Raw genomic sequence first — 17,191 nt, forward strand, 5'->3', positions numbered from 1 at the left:
CTGATCACGCCGCGGGCTCGGGGGCGCGGTCCATGTGGCGGCGGAGCCACTCGGTGGCGGTCTCGGCGTCCATCGGGCGGCCGAAGTGCCAGCCCTGCGCGGCGTCGCAGCCCATCTCGCGGAGGGCGCTCGCGGTCTGCGGGTCCTCGACGCCCTCGGCGACGGAGCGCAGCCCGAGCGTCCGGACGAGGTCCACGATCGAGCGGACGATCACCGCGTCGTCGGACGACTCGGTGAGCCGGCGGACGAACGAGGCGTCGATCTTGATCTCCTCGACGGGGAGCCGCTTGAGCCGCACGAGGGACGAGTAGCCGGTGCCGAAGTCGTCCAGGCTGAGCGGGATCCCGAGTTCGGCGAGCGCGGCGACGGTGTCGGACGCGTACGCGGGCTCGTTCATCAGGATCCGCTCGGTGATCTCCAGCTGGAGCGCGGCGGTGGGCAGCCCGCGGGCCAGCAGCCCCTCCTCGATGGTCTCGGTGAGGCCGGTGTCGAGGAGGTCGCGGCCGGAGGCGTTCACCGCGACCTGGACGGCGAGGTTCTCCCGCCACCAGGCGGCGGTCTGCGCGAGGGCGGCCTCGACGACGTGGTGGGTGATGGAGCGCATCAGGTACGTCTGCTCGGCGACGGACAGGAAAGCCTCGGGTTCGAGGAGGCCCTGCTCGGGGTGGCGCCAGCGCAGCAGCGCCTCCATGCCGACGAGCTGGCCGTCGCGGAGGGAGACCTTCGGCTGGTAGAAGAGCTCCAGCTCGGAGCGGTCGACGGCGCGGCGCAGGTCGCCGAGCATGGTGAGGCGCGCCGGGGAGTTGCGGTCCTTCTGCGGGGAGTACACCTCGACGCCGGTGCGGGACTCCTTCGCGTTGTACATGGCGACGTCGGCGCGCTGCAGCAGGAGCTCGAAGTCGGGGGCGTGGTCGGGGAACAGCGCGATGCCGACGCTGGCCTCGAGGTCGAACGACAGGCCGTCCAGCCGGACGGGCTCGCTGAGCGCGGCGCGGAGGCGGGCGGCGACCTCGCGGGCGGCGTCCTCGTCGCGCACGGTCGGCAGCAGCACGGCGAACTCGTCGCCGCCGAGGCGGGCCACGAGGTCGCCGGGGCGGACGCTGTGGGTGAGCCGGTGCGCGACGAGCTGCAGGAGGCGGTCGCCGGTGGGGTGCCCGAGAGTGTCGTTGACCTCCTTGAACCGGTCGAGGTCGAGCAGGAACAGCCCGGCGCGGCGGGGCGGCTCGGCCGTCTTGCGGCGGCGCCCGCGCAGGTGCCGGTGGGCGTCCTCGCCGCGGGCCTCGGCGAGCGCCTCCTCGGTGCGGACGATCAGCAGCTTGCGGTTCGGGAGCCCGGTGAGCGCGTCGTGCAGGGCCTGGTGCTCGCGCCGGACGGACACGGACGCGTTCAGGTACACGGCGATGAACGGCAGCACGATCAGCGGGACGAACGCGGCCGAGCGGTCCATCGCGACGACCATCAGCGGGGCGAGGCCGAGCAGCGCGAGGTGGACCAGGACCTGGTAGCCGAAGTCGAACCGCATGGCCTTCAGCAGCGAGACGCGCTCGTGCAGGGCGACGGCGGCGCCGACGAGCGTGTCGTTGCAGATGAAGTAGACGGTCCCGGCGAGGGCGATGGCCGGCAGGTCGGAGCCGTCCGGCACCCAGAGCGCGGACGGGGTCGCGAGGTCGCCGGTGAGGGCGAGCGCGAGCTGGGCGGCGCCGAGGCTGAGGGTGTACTGGGCGACGTTGAACGCGATCCGGTGCGTGGTGCGGCCGCGGAAGATGCCGCAGGTGACGACCGCGACGGCCTGGAGGGCGGCGGCGACCGGGAGGCCCGCGTACAGCAGCGCGGCGAACGCGAACGTGGTGGAGGTCGTGGCGCCGTTGTTCTCGGTGGAGCCCGGGGTGATGATCGGCCGCATCTCGCCGAAGACGATGAAGCAGCCCAGGATCCAGAAGACGGGGTTGCCGAGGAGCGCGTCCAGGTCGGGACCGGTGAGCCCGGCGAAGGCGGAGCCGCCCGCCACGATGCCCAGCACGATGACGACGACGATGTAGATCCACAACGGGGAACCGCGGCGCGGCGCCGTGTTCCGCGTGTTGTTCGGGTCCTTCATCACCATCCTCGGGGGGATTCGCGGGGGACGTCCCCCGGAACCGGACGTGCCGTACCGCGGGGACACCCCCGGGTGATACGTCCGGTGATTCAGGTGTGTCGTGATGAGAGGGAGAGTACGACCTCCGACGAACTTCGCGAAACCGGTTGCGTACGTTCCGTTATGCCCGGGTCGCGCCCGCCCCTCTCCGGTGGGTAGTGAAAGTGTACCCCTGAGTAACGCAAAGCTGGTGGGCCCCGGTCAACCACATTTCGTCACTCTTCCGCACTGACAGCGACTTTTTTGGCCGCTTCCGGCCCGTCCGCCAGGAGAACCCGGAAGCCGTCCTCCTCCAGGACGGGCACGCCGAGCTTCATCGCTTTGTCATACTTCGACCCGGGGCTGTCACCGACGACCACGAACCCCGTCTTCTTCGACACCGACCCCGACACCTTGCCGCCGAGCCGCTGCACCGCCTCGGTCGCCGAGTCGCGGCTGTACGCCTCCAGCGAACCGGTGATCACCACCGTGACGCCCTGCAGGGGGCGCGGGCCCGCGGCGCCCTCGTCCTCCATCCGGACGCCCGCCGCGCGCCACTTGTCGACGATCTCGCGGTGCCAGTCGACCGCGAACCAGGACGTGATCGACGCCGCGATCGTCGGGCCGACGCCGTCGACCGCCGCGAGCTCCTCCTCGGTCGCGTTCGCGATCGCGTCGATCGAGCCCATCTCGCGGGCCAGGTCGCGCGCGGCGGACGGCCCGACGTGCCGGATCGACAGGGCCACCAGCACCCGCCACAGCGGCTGCTTCTTCGCCTTCTCCAGCTCCTCGAAGAGGACGCCGACCGTCTTCTTCGGCTCCCCCTCCTTGTTGGCGAAGAACGTGACCTCCTTCCGCTCCCCCGTCTTCGGATCGATCTTCGGGGTGCCGCTGTCGGGGTCAAGCACCAGGCTCTTGATCGGCAGCAGCTCGTCCACGGTCAGGTGGAACAGGTCGCCCTCGTTCTTCACCGGCGGGTCGGCCGGCTCCAGCGGCTGCGTCAGCGCGGTCGCCGCGACGTACCCGAGCGCCTCGATGTCGAGCGCGTTGCGGCTCGCGACGAAGAACAGCCGCTCCCGCAGCTGCGCGGGGCACGACCGGGCGTTCGGGCAGCGGATGTCGGCGTCGCCCTCCTTCTCGTACGCCAGCTCGGTGCCGCACTCCGGGCAGTGCGTCGGCATGGCGAACTCGCGCTCCGAGCCGTCCCGCAGGGCCGTGACGGGTGCGACGATCTCCGGGATGACGTCCCCGGCCTTGCGCAGGACGACCGTGTCGCCGATCAGGACGCCCTTGCGCACGACCTCACCCGCGTTGTGCAGCGTCGCCCGCTCGACCGTCGACCCGGCGACCTTCACCGGGGCCATCACCCCGTACGGGGTGACGCGGCCGGTCCGGCCCACGCCGACCTTGATGTCGAGGAGCCGGGTGTTGACCTCCTGCGGCGGGTACTTCCACGCGATCGCCCAGCGCGGCGCGCGGCTCGTCGAGCCGAGCCGCCGCTGCAGCGCGAACTGGTCGACCTTCACCACGACCCCGTCGATCTCGTACGCGGGGTCGTGCCGGTGCTCGCCGTACTCGGCGATGTACTCGCGGACGGCGTCCATCCCGCCGACGACCTTGTACCGGTCGCTGACCGGCAGGCCCCACGCGCGCATCAGCTCGTACGCCCCGGACTGGCTCTGCGGCCGCGTCCCGCCCTCCCAGGCGCCGAACCCGTGGACCAGCATGCCGAGCGGCCGCTTCGCGGTGACCCGCGGGTCCTTCTGCCGCAGCGACCCGGCCGCCGCGTTGCGCGGGTTGGCGAACGGCTCCTTGCCCGCCTCGACCTGGGCCGTGTTGACCTGCTCGAACCCCTCGACGGGCAGGAAGACCTCGCCGCGGACCTCCAGGACGTCCGGCCAGCCGTCCCCCGCGAGGCGGCCCGGGAGGTCGGCGATCGTCCGCACGTTGTGCGTGACGTCCTCGCCGGTGCGCCCGTCGCCGCGGGTGACGGCGCGGGCGAACCGCCCCCGCTCGTACGTCACCGCGATCGCCAGGCCGTCGATCTTCAGCTCGCACAGGTAGCCCGCGACCTCGCCGACCTCCTTGACGACGCGCTCGTCCCAGGCGAGCAGCTCGTCGGCGTTCATCGCGTTGTCGAGGCTCTGCATCCGCTCCAGATGCGCGACGGTCGCGAAGTCGGTGGTGATCGGCGCGCCGACCTTCTGGGTGGGCGAGTCGGGCGTGACCAGTTCGGGGTGCCGCTCCTCCAGCTCCCCCAGCTCCCGCATCATGCGGTCGTACTCGGCGTCGGAGAGCGTGGGCCGGTCGAGGACGTAGTAGCGGTAGTTGCCCTCGTCGATCCGCTCGCTCAGCTCCAGATGCCGCTGCCGTGCCTCGCTGGGAACACCATCGCTCGTGGTCATGCCCCTATTTTCCCCGCTGCCACCGACAATCCGGCAGGGGGCGCGCCCTACTCTTCGAGGTCACTGTGGGGGGACGACCCCTACCCCCCGGCAAAAGCGGCCTGACCGCCGCCCTCCGCTCCGCAGGGCTATGCCCCGGGCGGCGGTCAGGCGGCTTCGAACAGCATCCGCGCCGTGTCGCGGCAGCGTTTCAGGGCCTCCCGGACGTACCGGGGCGAGGCTCCCGCCATCCCGCAGGCGGGCGTGACGACGACCTGGCGCGCCAGCCGCGCGGGCGGGAACCCGAGCCGCCGCCACAGCTCGCGGACCGGCTCGGCCGTCGCGCGCAGCGGCGGCAGGGCCGCGTCGGTCGCCGGGACCGCGCCGAGGAGCAGGCCCACGCCCGCGTCGATCGTCTCCCCCACGGCGTCGTCGTCGCGCCTCGGCACGTGCCGCAGGTCGATCGAGAGCGCCTGCGCGCCCGCGCGGCGCAGCAGCCCGTACGGGACGTTCCGGGCGCAGCAGTGGACGAGCGGGTACGCGGCGCCGTCGGCGCAGGCCGCGTCGATCGTCCGCCGCAGGACGTCCTCGGCGACCGGCTCCTCGATCGCGCGCAGGCGCCCGAACCCGCTCGCCGTCGGGACCGTTCCCGCGAGCACCGCCGGCAGGGCCGGTTCGTCCAGCTGGAGCAGGATGCGGGCCGCGGGCAGGCGCCGCCGGACGTCCGCGACGTGCGCCGCCACGCCCTCGGCGAGCGACGCGGCCAGGTCGCGGACGGCGCCCGGGTCCTTGATCGCGCGGTCGCCGTGCCGCAGCTCGATGGTGCTCGCCAGCGTCCACGGGCCGCACACCTGGACCTTGAACGGCCCGTCGTGCGTCCCCGCGACCTCCTCCAGCACGTCGAGGTCGCGCGCCAGGTGGTCGCGGGTGCGGACGGTGTCGCGGCCGGGGCGGTCGGAGAACCGCCACCCGGACGGCTCGAGGTGGACCGGCAGGTCCACCAGCAGGCCGGCGGACCGGCCGACCATGTCGGCGCCGGGGCCGCGCGCGGGCAGTTCCGGCAGGTGCGGCAGCTCGGGCACCTCCCCGAGCACGGTCCGGAGGACCTCCTCCGGATCGTCGCCCGGATACGAGCCCACCCCGGTCGCCGCCCCGACCCCCCACGGATAGTCGTTCACGCGGCAAAGCCTAGCGGCGCGCGATCACAGCAGGCGCGCGAGGCGGTCGAGGTGGCGGAGGGTCTCGTCCTCCGGTTCGGTCCTGAGGTTGAACAGCACCTCGTCCGCTCCGGCGTCCGCGAGCGCCGCGACGGCCTCGGGCTTGCCGGGCGCGGCGAACACCGTGACCGGCACGCGCCGTCCCGCGCGCTCCCGCAGCTCCGCGATCTGCGCGGCGAGGGCGTCCGTGCCGCGTCCGTAGATCGGCATCCAGCCGTCGCCGAACTCGGCGACGCGGTCGAAGGTGGTCGGGCCCGCGCCGCCGATCAGCACGGGCGGGTGCGGGTCCTGGACGGGCTTGGGGTAGCTGAACACGGGGTCGAAGTCGACGAACTCGCCGTGGAACTCCGCCTCCTCGCTCGTCCACAGCTCCTTGACGGCCAGCACGCGCTCGCGCAGCAGCCGCATCCGGGTCTTCGGCTCGGTGCCGTGGTTGCGCATCTCCTCCCGGTTCCAGCCCGCGCCGACGCCGAGCACCGCGCGCCCGCCGGAGACCAGGTCGAGGGACGCGACCTCCTTCGCCAGGATGATCGGGTCCCGCTGGACGACCAGCGCGATCCCGGTGCCGAGCCGCAGCCGCTCCGTCACGCTCGCGACCGCCGACAGGACGACGAACGGGTCGAGCGTCCGGTAGTAGATGCGGGGCAGCTCGGCGCCGCCGGGCCACGGCGACTCCCGCTTCACCGGGATGTGCGTGTGCTCGGCCAGGAACAGCGACCCGAACCCGCGCTCCTCCAGCGCCCGCCCGAGCGCCGCCGGCGCGATGCCCTCATCGGTCACGAACGTGGACACACCGAACTTCACGGCACCCTCCAGAGACTCGCCAGAGCCGCATCGTACTGACGGCGCGTCCCGCCGCCACCGGCCGCGGGCGTCCGGGACGGCGGCCCCGCTTCCGCGGACGGGCGGTCAGGCGGGGACGCGGGCGGTCTCGGCGATCGTCGCGGAGGCCAGCACCCGGTCGCCCTCGTACAGGACGGCGGCCTGGCCGGACGCGACGCCGCGCGCGGGGGCGCGGAGGCGGACGCGCAGGACGTCGCCGTCGAGTTCGGCCGTGCAGTCGTGGACCTCGCCGTGGGCGCGGAGCTGCACCTGGCAGCCGAACGGCCCGGCGGGGGGCTCGCTCAGCCAGATCGGGCGCTCGCCGGTGATCTCGCGGACGTCGAGGGCCTCGCGGGGGCCGACGGTGACGGTGTTCGTGACCGGCGAGATGTCGAGGACGTAGCGGGGGCGCCCGTCGGGCGCGGGGGTGCCGATGCGCAGGCCCTTGCGCTGCCCGATCGTGTACGCGTACGCGCCGTCGTGCTCGCCGACCTCGTTGCCGTCGGCGTCGACGATCGGGCCCTTCGCGGTGCCGAGGCGCTCGGCGAGGAAGCCGCGGGTGTCGCCGTCGGCGATGAAGCAGATGTCGTGGCTGTCGGGCTTGTCGGCGACCTGGAGGCCGCGCCGCTCGGCTTCGCGGCGGATGTCGGCCTTCGCGGTGTCGCCCAGCGGGAACAGCGCGTGCGCGAGCTGCTCGGGCGTGCACACGGCCAGGACGTACGACTGGTCCTTGCCCGCGTCGACGCCGCGGCGCAGGACGCCGTCCTCCAGCCGGGCGTAGTGGCCGGTGCAGACGGCGTCGAAGCCGAGGGCCGTCGCGCGGTCGAGCAGCGCGGCGAACTTGATCTTCTCGTTGCAGCGCAGGCACGGGTTCGGGGTGCGGCCCGCGGCGTACTCGCTGACGAAGTCCTCGACGACGTCCTCGTGGAAGCGCTCCGCGAGGTCCCAGACGTAGAACGGGATGCCGATCACGTCGGCGGCGCGGCGGGCGTCCCGGGAGTCCTCCAGGGTGCAGCAGCCGCGCGCGCCCGTCCGGTACGACTGCGGATTGCTGGACAGGGCCATGTGGACGCCGGTGACGTCGTGCCCGGCCTCGGCGGCGCGGGCGGCGGCCACGGCGGAGTCGACGCCGCCCGACATGGCGGCGAGTACGCGCAGAGTCATAGTCCTTCGAGCGTACGCGCTGCGGGGCCCCGCCCACATCGGGTTAACGGCGCGGACGGGCGCGCCGCGGGACGAACAGGACGCCGCGGGGACGCGGCGACGGATCGTCCGGCGGCTCGCGTAGGGTTACGCTGCGGGCTCCGTGAAGGCCCGGACCCCGTCACCCCACGACAAGGAAGAGACGTACAGGTGGGAATCTTCCGCCGTCCGCGCGACACGTCCGCCACCGCACCGCCCGCGGTCGGCGAGTTCTGGGAATGGTGGGGCCAGGCGCGCCCGACGATCGAGTCGTCGCTGGCGGCCGGTCCGACGGACGAGCAGGAGCCGGGCGAGCCGCCGGGCGAGGGGCTGTCGGCCGACATCGTCGAGGAGCTGTCCCGCCGCGTCCACAGGATCCACCCGGGGCTGCAGTGGGAGATCGGCGGCGCCGAGGACCGGGCGCCCTCGCTGACGCTGACCGGCGGCGGCGACGCCGAACTGCGCGGCCTCGCCGAGCGGTGGGTGCGGGCCGCGCCCAAGACGTCCGGCGACTGGAGCTTCCACCCCGCCCGCCAGGCCGACCCGGAGATGCTCTCCCAGGACCTCGTCCTCGGCGACCACGAGTTCGACCTGGAGTACGTGCGGCTCGGCATGCGGGCCGACGCCGGACGGGCGAAGGTGCACATCACCGCGTACCACCCCGACTTCCTGTTCGTCCCCGAGGAGCAGCAGCGGCAGGTCGCGTCGCACGTCCTCGACTGGGCGCTCGGCGAGGACGACGTGGCCCGCTGGGTCGGCGAGGTGACGATCGCGATGGAGGCGCCGATCGACGCGCTGCCGCCCGCGATGCTCGGCGCGGTCGTCGAGCAGGTCGCCGAGCCGTTCGGCGAGCCCGCGTGGCTGAGCGGCGAGGGCCGCACGCCGCGCGGCCATCCCGCCCGGGTCGGCGCGCGGTTCCCCCTGCACCGGCAGGACTACCCGCTCTGCGACCTGCACGTCGCGATCACCGTCCCGTACCGGCACAGCAACCCCGACCGGCTGCCGGTCGAGCCGTCCTCGGGGGCGCTGCACGCGTTCGAGAAGAAGCTCGCCAAGCTCGGCGACCGGGCGGTGCTGGCCGTGCGGGAGACGGGCGACGGCCTGCGCGTCTTCCACCTGTACGCCGACCCCGACTCGGGCGTCGTCGGCGACCTCGACCAGCTCGCCGCGGGCTGGGCGGAGGGCAAGGCGAAGGTCTCCTCGACCAACGACCCCGGCTGGAAGGCGCTGGCCCCCTACCGGCCCTGACCGGGCCGGACGGCCTCCACCTTCCGCCAGCGCGCCTCGCAGCACGAGTACACGCCGAAGACCACCACGCCGAGGGCGACGGCGACGAGCCCCCACGCCCCGGCGGGCGTCCCGGCGAACTCGCGGAGCGTGCCGTCCAGCCCGTGCGCCTTCCCCGGGTCGTAGCTGACCGCCGCGTAGCCGAGGAACACCCCGGCCGCGCCGATCACCAGGCCCCGCGCCGCGTTGCCGACCGCCCCGAGCGGCTCGACGGCGCGGCGCGCGCGCCGCCCCATCTGACCGACCTTGAGCTCGTCCAGGAACTTGCGGCGCGCGGCGGCGTACAGGACGTACCCGCCGACGCCGACGAACCCGGCGGCGACCGCGAGGACGAGCCAGCGCCCGCCCGGCTCCGCCATCAGCCGCGCCGTGAACGTCCTGGACTGCTGGTCGCTCGACGCGCCCTGGTGCCCGAGCATGAACCCGAGCATCGCCGCGAACCCGGCCGCGTAGAGGAGCCCGCGCCCGGCCGATCCGAGCCGCTCGTGCGCCTTGTGTCCGTCCGGGACGGGGCGCCCGTACAGCGCCTCCGCGAACTGCCAGAGCGCGAGGGCGGCGAACCCGGCCGTCATGAGCCACAGCACGACCGTCCCGCCCGGCTTGTCGGCGACGGTCGTCAGGGCGCCGCTCCGGTCGGCCTCCTCGCCGCCGTTCCCGAACGCGATCTGGAGCGCCAGCACCCCGATCAGCACGTACAGGAACCCGCGCGCCGCCAGCCCCACCCGGGACAGCCGGTGGAACCACGGGTGTCCCGCCGCCCTGCGTCCCGCGTTCCGCACCGCGCCGCCGTCCGCCACGCTCGCCATCGCTCTCGGTCCTCGCAATCCTCGGTCAACGAACGGCAAAGCCGTCCCCGAGGAGGCGGTGCTCAAACCTGGCCCGACGGCGGGCGGGGCCGGGAGGCCGCCGTCGGGCGGCGGTCCCCGGCGGCCGGTCAGGTGCGGCCGGGTCAGGTGCGGGCGGTCAGGTCAGGCCGGCCCGGCGGGCCCGTTCGACGGCGGGGCCGATGGCGTCGGCGAGGGCCTTGACGTCGGCCTCGGTGGAGGTGTGGCCGAGGGTGAAGCGGAGCGAGCCGCGGGCGCGCTCGGGACCGGCGCCCATCGCCGTGAGGACGTGGCTGGGCTGCGACACGCCGGCCGAGCACGCCGAACCGGTGGAGCAGGCGATGCCGCGGGCGTCCAGCAGCATGAGCAGCGCGTCGCCCTCGCAGCCGGGGAAGGAGAAGTGCGCGTTGCCGGGGAGGCGGTCGCGGGGGTCGCCGTTCAGGACCGCGTCGGGGACGGCCGCGCGGACGGCCTCGATGAGGCGGTCGCGGAGGGCGGCGAGGCGGTCGGCCTCGGCGGCGCGGCGCCGCGCGGCGACCTCGACGGCGGCGGCGAAGCCGGCGATGGCGGGGGTGTCGAGGGTGCCGGAGCGGACGTCGCGCTCCTGGCCGCCGCCGTGCAGGAGGGGCACGGGGTCGAGGTGCAGCGGCTCCTTGGGCTTGGCGAGCAGGAGCGCGCCGACGCCGAGCGGGCCGCCGAGCTTGTGGCCGGTGAGGGTGAGGGCCTGGACGCCGCTCGCGGCGAACGACACGGGGAGGGTCCCGGCGGCCTGGACGGCGTCGGTGTGCAGGGGGACGCCGCGCTCGCGGGCGGCCGCGGCGAGTTCGGCGATCGGCTGGACGGTGCCGACCTCGTTGTTCGCCCACATGACGGTGGCGAGGGCGACGTCGGAGCCGTCGCCGAGCGCGTCCCGCAGGGTCGCGGGGCGGACGCGCCCCAGTTCGTCCACGGGGAGCCAGTCGACCCGGGCGCCCTCGTGGTCGGCGAGCCACCGCACCGAGTCGAGGACGGCGTGGTGCTCGACGGCGGAGGCCAGCACGCGGGTGCGGGCGGGGTCGGCGGCGCGGCGGGCCCAGTACAGGCCCTTGACGGCGAGGTTGTCGGACTCGGTGCCGCCCGAGGTGAACACGACCTCGCTGGGCCGGGCGTCGAACGCCTCGGCGATCAGCTCGCGGGACTCCTCCACGACGCGGCGGGCGGTGCGGCCGACGGCGTGCAGCGAGGACGGGTTGCCGAGCTCGTGCAGCCGCGCCGTCATCGCCTCAACGGCCTCCGGCAGCATGGGGGTCGTCGCCGCATGGTCGAGGTAGGTCACCACGGCGTCAACAGTATCCGCGCGCGCGGTGTTCCCCGCAGGTGGCCGCGCGGTTGCGGGAATGCCCCGGTGGGAGCGCCGGTTGGCAACTGTACCGTCCGGTCGGTACAGTGGAGTGGCCATGACGAAGCACGCCCTTCTGGACGCCGCGGAGGCGGTGCTCTCCGAGCACGGCACGCAGGCGCTGACGCTCACCGCGGTCGCCGACCGCGCCGGCGTCAGCAAGGGCGGGCTGCTGTACCACTTCCCGTCCAAGGACGCGCTCGTCAAGGCGATGGTGGCGCGGGTCATCGAGGAGTTCGACGACCTGATCGCCGCGTACCTGGGCAAGGACGACGGGACGCCCGGCGCCTACAGCCGCGCGTACGTCGAGGCGACCTTCGAGATCCTCGCCGGCGAGGCCCGGGCCTACCGGCGCTGGTCGGCCATCACGGCCGCCGCGACCGACCCGGAGCAGGCCGAGCCGCTGAACGAGGCCATGCGCCGCTGGCACGGCCGCGCGTCCGACGAGGACGCCGACCCGGTCGCCGCGACGGTGGTCCGGCTGGCGGCCGAGGGCCTGTGGGAGGTCGTGAGCCACGCGCCCGAGCTGTACGACGAGGACCAGCTCGCGGCGCTGAAACGGCGGCTGCTCGACCTGCTCGGCTAGCACCGCCCGCCCCCCGGGGCGCCGGGGCCGTCCGCGGCCCCCTGGAACGCTCCACATCATCGACCGTCCGGTTCCCGGCCGCGCCCGCGCGCGGCCGGGCGCACGTCCGGGGCCCTCCGCCCCGCCGAGTTCGGAAAGAGGTGAACCATGCTGCTCCGCGCCCGTACCGGGACGTTCCTCACGTTCGCCCTCGCGGGTCTGCTCACCGGTGTCTGGGTCGCGCGGATGCCCGCGCTGGCCGAGAAGTTCGGGACGTCCGAGGGCGAGGTCGGCATCGTCGTCCTCGTCTGGGGCCTCGGCGCGGTCGTCGCCATGCAGGCGCTGCGGGGGGTGATGGCGCGGGCCGGGAGCCGGGGCGCGCTGCGGGTGGCGCTGCCGCTGACCGCGCTGGCGTACGCCGCGGTGGCGCTCGCCCCCACCTACTGGTCGCTGCTCGCCGCCGTCGCGGCGTTCGGGATGACGTTCGGGATCACCGACATCGCGATGAACGCGCAGGCCAGCGTGGTCGAGCAGGCGTACCGGCGGTCGATCATGAGCGGCATGCACGCCGGCTGGTGCATCGGCGCGATGTCCGGCGGGCTGGTCGGGGTCGCGACGGCGGCGCTCGGCCTCGGCTTCACCGCGACGGTGCTGCTCGCCGCGCTGTTCGCGCTGCCCGCGGGGCTCGCGCTCGGCCGCACCTACCTGCCCGACCCGGACGCGCCCGCCGAGGCCGGGACGGGCGGGCGGCGCCGCCGGCTGCCGGCCGCCGTGTACCTGATCGGCGTGCTGGGCTTCATCGCGTTCATGACCGAGGGGTCGATCGCCGACTGGAGCAGCCTCATGCTGCACGACGAACTCGGCGCGACCGAGTCGCTGGCGGCGCTCGGGTACCCCGTGTTCGAGCTGGCGATGCTGATCGGGCGGCTCGTCGGCGACCGCGTCCGGATGCGGATCGGCACGCGGCGGCTGCTGGCGGGCGCCGGTCTCGGCACCGCCGCCGGAATGGCGCTCGTGGTGCTCTCGCCGACCGCGCACGTGGCGATCGCCGGGTTCTTCCTGACGGGCCTGGTCGTCTGCGTGGTCGTCCCGACGACGATCTCGCTGGCCGGGACCGCCGCGCCGGACCGTCCGGCCGCCGCGGTCGCGCAGGTCGGCGCGATGGGCTACGGCGGGCTGCTGCTCGGCCCGGTCGTGGTCGGGTTCCTCGCGGACGCGACGTCGCTGCGGCTCGGCGTCGGCGTGGTCGTCGTGCTCGCGCTGCTGATCGCGGCCGGCGCCCGGTTCGTCCCGCTGGGCGAGGGCGCCGACCTGGCCGCGGCGCCGTACGTCCCCGGGCGGGACGGCGCGGACGCGCCTGCCGCCGGGAACGAGGCCGCCGGAGGCGAGGCGGCGCCGAAGCCGGTCGCCGCCTGAAGGAATCCTGTATAACCCCTTCTGGCCCGTACGAGGGCGCGGCCGGGCCAGAAGGGATGACCGATGAGCGGATGGCGGGTTCCGGAGTACAGCGAGCTTCGCGTGCTCGGCGAGGGCGCGCAGGGGCGGGTGGTGCTGGCCCGCCACGACGCCACGGGGCTGCCGGCCGCGATCAAGTACCTCGCGGACGGGCTCGCCGCCGACCCGGGCTTCCGGGTCCGGTTCCGGGCGGAGGCGGAGCTGCTCCGGCGGCTGCGCAACCCGTACGTCGCGCGCCTGTACGGGCTGGTCGAGACCGGCGAGGGCGCGGCGATCGTCATGGAGGCCGTGGACGGCGCGTCCCTGCGGGAGGTCCTCGCCGAGCGCGGGCCGCTCGCGCCGGAGGCGGCGCTGGCGCTGCTGAAGGGCTCGCTGCTGGGGCTGGCCGCCGCGCACGACGTCGGGATCGTGCACCGCGACTACAAGCCGGCGAACGTGATCGTCCGGGGCGACGGGCTGAGCAAGCTCATCGACTTCGGCATCGCGGTCGACGCGGGCGAGGCCGGGCGGTCGGGCACGCCCGTCTACATGGCGCCCGAGCAGTGGCGCGACGAGCCCGCCTCCCCCGCCACCGACGTGTACGCGGCGACGTGCGTGTTCTACGAGTGCGTCACCGGGCGGCGGCCGTTCACGGCGGAGGACCCGGCGGGGCTGATGGGGCGGCACCTGACCGCGCCGATCCCGGTCGAGGACGTCCCGGAGCCGCTGCGGCCGCTGGTGGAGAGCGGGCTCGCGAAGAACCCGTGGGACCGCCCGCACGGCGCCGCCGCGTTCGTGGCCGAGCTGGAGGGCGCGGCGGCCGCCGCGTACGGCCCGGACTGGGAGGGGCGCGGCGTGCGCACGCTGGCGACGACCGCCGCCGCGCTGTCGATGCTGTTCCCGCTGACCGCGCTGGGCCTCGGCTCCGGCGGCGCGGCGGCGTCCGGGACGGCCGCGGCCGGTGCGGCGGGCGCGTCCGGTGCGGGCGCCGCGGGCGGTGCGGGCGCGGGTGCGGGCGGTGCGGGCACGGCCGGGGCCGGGGCCGCCGGGAAGGGCGTCCTCGGGGCGCTCGGCGCCAAGGGCGCGGCGGCCGTCGCGGGCGGCGCCGCCGTGGCGATCGGCGGGACGGCGGTGTACGTCACGGCCTCCGACGCCGGGGACGAGCCCCCGCCGCAGCGGCTCGCCTTCCAGAACGTGGCCCTCCAGGTACCGGCGACGACGCTGAGCGGGGGCGGGGCGTTCCAGGTGGAGGGGCAGGTCGTGCGGGTCACCGGGTTCCGCGACCGGGCGCTCCAGGACCGGGTCAACGGCGCCGTCCGCGCGCCGCTGGACCGCATGTTCGCGAGCCACCGGGAAGGGATCGCCCAGGTGCCGGGCTCGGTCACGACCACCGTCCGGCCGACCGTCCTGCTGCGCAACGACCGTCTCCTGTCCGTCTGGTACGACACGAACGTGCAGGGCGACGTCGGGACCGGGTGGCAGCAGGTGCGGGCGGTGACCGTGGACCTGGCCGAAGGCACCGAGTTCCGGCCGATCGACCTGTTCCGCGCCCCGGCTCCGGAGAGCGTCCGGCCGCTCGACGGGCTCGTCGCGGCGCACCTGCCGGGCGGGGTGATCTGCCCGCCGGAGATCGGCAGCCGGTTCGCCGAGGAGATCCGGGCCGAGCATCTGCGGGAGGAGCAGGTGGCGGTCGGGATGACGCCCGCCGGGATCCGGGTCGGCTTCCACGCCGCGGCGCTCGGCTACGTGAGCGCCTGCGGGGAGAAGGTCGCGAACGTCCCGTACGCGCAGGCCGGCGACCTGCTGAAGCCGGACCTGCTCGCCGCCGTGCCGTACCCGGCCGGGAGCCCGTCCCCCGCCCGGTCGTGACCACCGCCGCCCCCGGGAAGGCCGGACGCCCCGGACGGCGAACCGTCCGGGGCGTCCGGGAAGAGTCGTCAGGCGCTCACTTGCGCTTGTTGATCTCCTCGGTGAGCTGCGGCGCGACCTGGAACAGGTCGCCGACCACGCCGTAGTCGACCAGCTCGAAGATCGGCGCCTCGGGGTCCTTGTTGATGGCGACGATGGTCTTCGAGGTCTGCATGCCGGCCCGGTGCTGGATGGCGCCGGAGATGCCGACCGCGACGTACAGCTGCGGCGACACGGTCTTGCCGGTCTGGCCGACCTGGAACGAGTGCGGGTACCAGCCGGCGTCGGTCGCGGCGCGGGAGGCGCCGACGGCCGCGCCGAGCGAGTCGGCCAGGCCCTCGATGATCGAGAAGTTGTCGGCGCCGCCGACGCCGCGCCCGCCGGACACGACGATCGCGGCCTCGGTCAGGTCCGGGCGCTCGCCCTTCTCCTGCACGACCTTCTCGACGATCTTGGCGCCCTTGTCGGCGTCCGACAGGGCCACCGACACCTGCTCCTCGGCCGGGGTGGCCGCGTTCGCCTCGGGGGCGATGGAGTTCGGGCGGACCGCGATGACCGGCGTGCCGGTCCGGACCTTGGCGTGCGCGATGACGCCGCCGCCGAAGATCGAGTGCTCGGCGACGAAGCCGTCGGTGACGTCCACGACGTCGGTGAGCACGCCGGAGCCGGTCTTCACCGCGAGCCGGCCGGCGATCTCCTTGCCCTCGCCGGTGGCGGCGACGAGCACGGCGGCCGGGGACTTCTCGGACACGAGCTGGGCGAGCAGCGCCGCCTTCGGGGCGACGACGTAGGAGGTGAGCTCCTCGTCGGCCGCCACGTAGACCTTGCCGGCGCCGTACTCGGCGAGCCTGTCCTTGGCGTTCTCGTAGCCGGGGCCGACCCATACGGCGGCGGCCTCGCCGAGGCGGTTCGCCAGCGTCAGCAGCTCGAGGGTGACCTTCTTGACCTCACCGTCGACGTGGTCGACGAGGACGAGAATCTCAGCCATGGTTCTTGAATCCCCTTCCCCGGTCAGACGAACTTCTTCGACGCGAGGAACTCGGCGATCTTCGCGCCGCCGTCGCCCTCGTCGGTGACGATCTGACCCTGCGCGCGCGGCGGGGCGTCGGCGAAGTCGACCACCTCGGTGGCCGCGTTCGCGACGCCGACCTGCGCGGCGTCGATGCCGGCGTCGGCGATGCCGAGCGTCTCGACCGGCTTCTTCTTGGCCGCCATGATCCCCTTGAAGGAGGGGTAGCGCGGCTCGTTGATCTTCTCGACGACGCTGACCACGGCCGGCAGGGTCGCCTCGACCTTGTCGTAGCCGTAGTCGGTCTGCCGCTGGATCTTGATGGACGAGCCCTCGATCTCGACCTTGTTGGCGAGCGAGAGCTGCGGGACGCCGAGCCGCTCGGCCAGCATGGCGGCGAGCACGCCGGTGCGCGCGTCGGTGGACTCCGAGCCGAGGACGACCAGGTCGAACTCGGTGCGGCCGAGGGCCTGCTGGATCGCGTAGGACGTCTGCAGCGCGTCGGAGCCCGTGAGGGCGTCGTCGACGAGGTGGACGGCCTTGTCGGCGCCCATGGCCAGCGACTTGCGGATCGACTCCGTGGCCTTGTCCGGGCCCATGGTCAGAACGGTCACCTCGCCGCCCTGGGCCTCCTTGATGCGCAGCGCCTCTTCGATGGCGTACTCATCGAGCTCGTTGATGACACCGTCCGCGGCAGCGCGGTCGAGCGTGCTGTCATCGGACTTCAGCTTGCGCGGGCTCTCCGTATCGGGAACCTGCTTCACCAGGACGACGATGTTCATGGCCGGTGGCCGACCTCCCTGCACTCGGTTGGCCGCTGGGGCAGCGGACAGAGGGGCGCCGCCCATGACGGGTCGACGCGGACGTGCGTTTTCGTTGGTCACAGCCTGCCAAACACCCGAACGCCCTTCGGATCCGGGTCCCCGTTTCGGCCGTGCCCAGTCGAATGTTACCCACGAGTAGCCTAGCGGCAAATCCCAGGTGGTGAGACCTTACCCACGTCCGAGGGACGCCCGGCATGTCGGTCTCACTCAGAAATCGGACGTGACGCACCTCACACCCCGG

At 74.1% G+C, this 17,191-nt stretch carries 13 protein-coding genes; 4 read left to right on the plus strand and 9 right to left on the minus strand.

Going from position 1 to position 17,191, the window contains the following annotated elements; translation table 11 throughout:
- Window positions 1-4: 4 nt before the first annotated feature.
- The 5 genes from H505_RS0123130 to mnmA all read right to left on the minus strand — a co-directional run bounded on the left by H505_RS0123130 (window position 5) and on the right by mnmA (window position 7,703).
- Window positions 5-2,098, minus strand: coding sequence for a putative bifunctional diguanylate cyclase/phosphodiesterase (locus H505_RS0123130; RefSeq protein ID WP_026403876.1), 2,094 nt, complete (start codon window positions 2,096-2,098; stop codon window positions 5-7).
- 254 nt (window positions 2,099-2,352) lie between these two features.
- Complete coding sequence (gene ligA, locus H505_RS0123135) at window positions 2,353-4,521, minus strand: NAD-dependent DNA ligase LigA (RefSeq protein ID WP_026403877.1); 2,169 nt, start codon at window positions 4,519-4,521, stop codon at window positions 2,353-2,355.
- 146 nt (window positions 4,522-4,667) lie between these two features.
- Window positions 4,668-5,678 (minus strand): methionine synthase, encoded by a 1,011-nt coding sequence (locus H505_RS0123140; protein ID WP_026403878.1) that lies wholly within the window; start codon window positions 5,676-5,678, stop codon window positions 4,668-4,670.
- 24 nt (window positions 5,679-5,702) lie between these two features.
- Window positions 5,703-6,521 carry an LLM class F420-dependent oxidoreductase gene (locus tag H505_RS0123145; protein ID WP_026403879.1) on the minus strand — a complete coding sequence of 273 codons (819 nt, stop codon included), beginning with the start codon at window positions 6,519-6,521 and terminating at the stop codon, window positions 5,703-5,705.
- A 105-nt stretch (window positions 6,522-6,626) separates the two neighbouring features.
- On the minus strand, window positions 6,627-7,703 hold the full coding sequence (mnmA, locus tag H505_RS0123150) for a tRNA 2-thiouridine(34) synthase MnmA (protein WP_026403880.1): 1,077 nt from the start codon (window positions 7,701-7,703) through the stop codon (window positions 6,627-6,629).
- A 189-nt stretch (window positions 7,704-7,892) separates the two neighbouring features.
- Here mnmA and H505_RS0123155 point away from each other — a divergent pair, with 189 nt between their 5' ends.
- Complete coding sequence (locus H505_RS0123155) at window positions 7,893-8,969, plus strand: DUF695 domain-containing protein (protein WP_026403881.1); 1,077 nt, start codon at window positions 7,893-7,895, stop codon at window positions 8,967-8,969.
- Here H505_RS0123155 and H505_RS0123160 read toward each other — a convergent pair.
- Together H505_RS0123160 and H505_RS0123165 are read right to left on the minus strand one after the other, a co-directional pair.
- Entirely contained in the window at window positions 8,957-9,814 is an 858-nt protein-coding gene (locus tag H505_RS0123160) for a DUF1206 domain-containing protein (protein WP_026403882.1), read from the minus strand. The two genes, H505_RS0123155 and H505_RS0123160, sit on opposite strands and share 13 nt — an antisense overlap.
- Window positions 9,815-9,971: 157 nt before the next feature.
- Window positions 9,972-11,147: a cysteine desulfurase family protein gene (locus H505_RS0123165; protein WP_026403883.1), complete on the minus strand. Its 1,176-nt coding sequence runs from the start codon at window positions 11,145-11,147 to the stop codon at window positions 9,972-9,974.
- Window positions 11,148-11,268: 121 nt separating this feature from the next.
- Here H505_RS0123165 and H505_RS0123170 point away from each other — a divergent pair, with 121 nt between their 5' ends.
- The 3 genes from H505_RS0123170 to H505_RS51120 all read left to right on the plus strand — a co-directional run bounded on the left by H505_RS0123170 (window position 11,269) and on the right by H505_RS51120 (window position 15,078).
- On the plus strand, window positions 11,269-11,796 hold the full coding sequence (locus tag H505_RS0123170) for a TetR/AcrR family transcriptional regulator (protein WP_026403884.1): 528 nt from the start codon (window positions 11,269-11,271) through the stop codon (window positions 11,794-11,796).
- 147 nt (window positions 11,797-11,943) lie between these two features.
- Window positions 11,944-13,191: an MFS transporter gene (locus tag H505_RS0123175; protein WP_026403885.1), complete on the plus strand. Its 1,248-nt coding sequence runs from the start codon at window positions 11,944-11,946 to the stop codon at window positions 13,189-13,191.
- A 63-nt stretch (window positions 13,192-13,254) separates the two neighbouring features.
- Window positions 13,255-15,078, plus strand: coding sequence for a serine/threonine-protein kinase (locus tag H505_RS51120; RefSeq protein WP_211238543.1), 1,824 nt, complete (start codon window positions 13,255-13,257; stop codon window positions 15,076-15,078).
- A 76-nt stretch (window positions 15,079-15,154) separates the two neighbouring features.
- On the opposite strand, the gene H505_RS0123185 is transcribed toward H505_RS51120, so the two are convergent.
- The gene (locus tag H505_RS0123185) at window positions 15,155-16,105 is read right to left on the minus strand and encodes an electron transfer flavoprotein subunit alpha/FixB family protein (RefSeq protein ID WP_026403886.1); all 951 of its coding nucleotides are present in this window, start codon (window positions 16,103-16,105) and stop codon (window positions 15,155-15,157) included.
- Between the two features lie 23 nt (window positions 16,106-16,128).
- On the minus strand, window positions 16,129-16,908 hold the full coding sequence (locus H505_RS0123190) for an electron transfer flavoprotein subunit beta/FixA family protein (protein ID WP_034519400.1): 780 nt from the start codon (window positions 16,906-16,908) through the stop codon (window positions 16,129-16,131).
- Window positions 16,909-17,191 lie beyond the last annotated feature (283 nt).

Origin of the sequence: Actinomadura rifamycini DSM 43936, from assembly GCF_000425065.1 — a bacterium.
In the GTDB taxonomy this organism is placed as follows: Bacteria; Actinomycetota; Actinomycetes; order Streptosporangiales; family Streptosporangiaceae; genus Spirillospora; species Spirillospora rifamycini.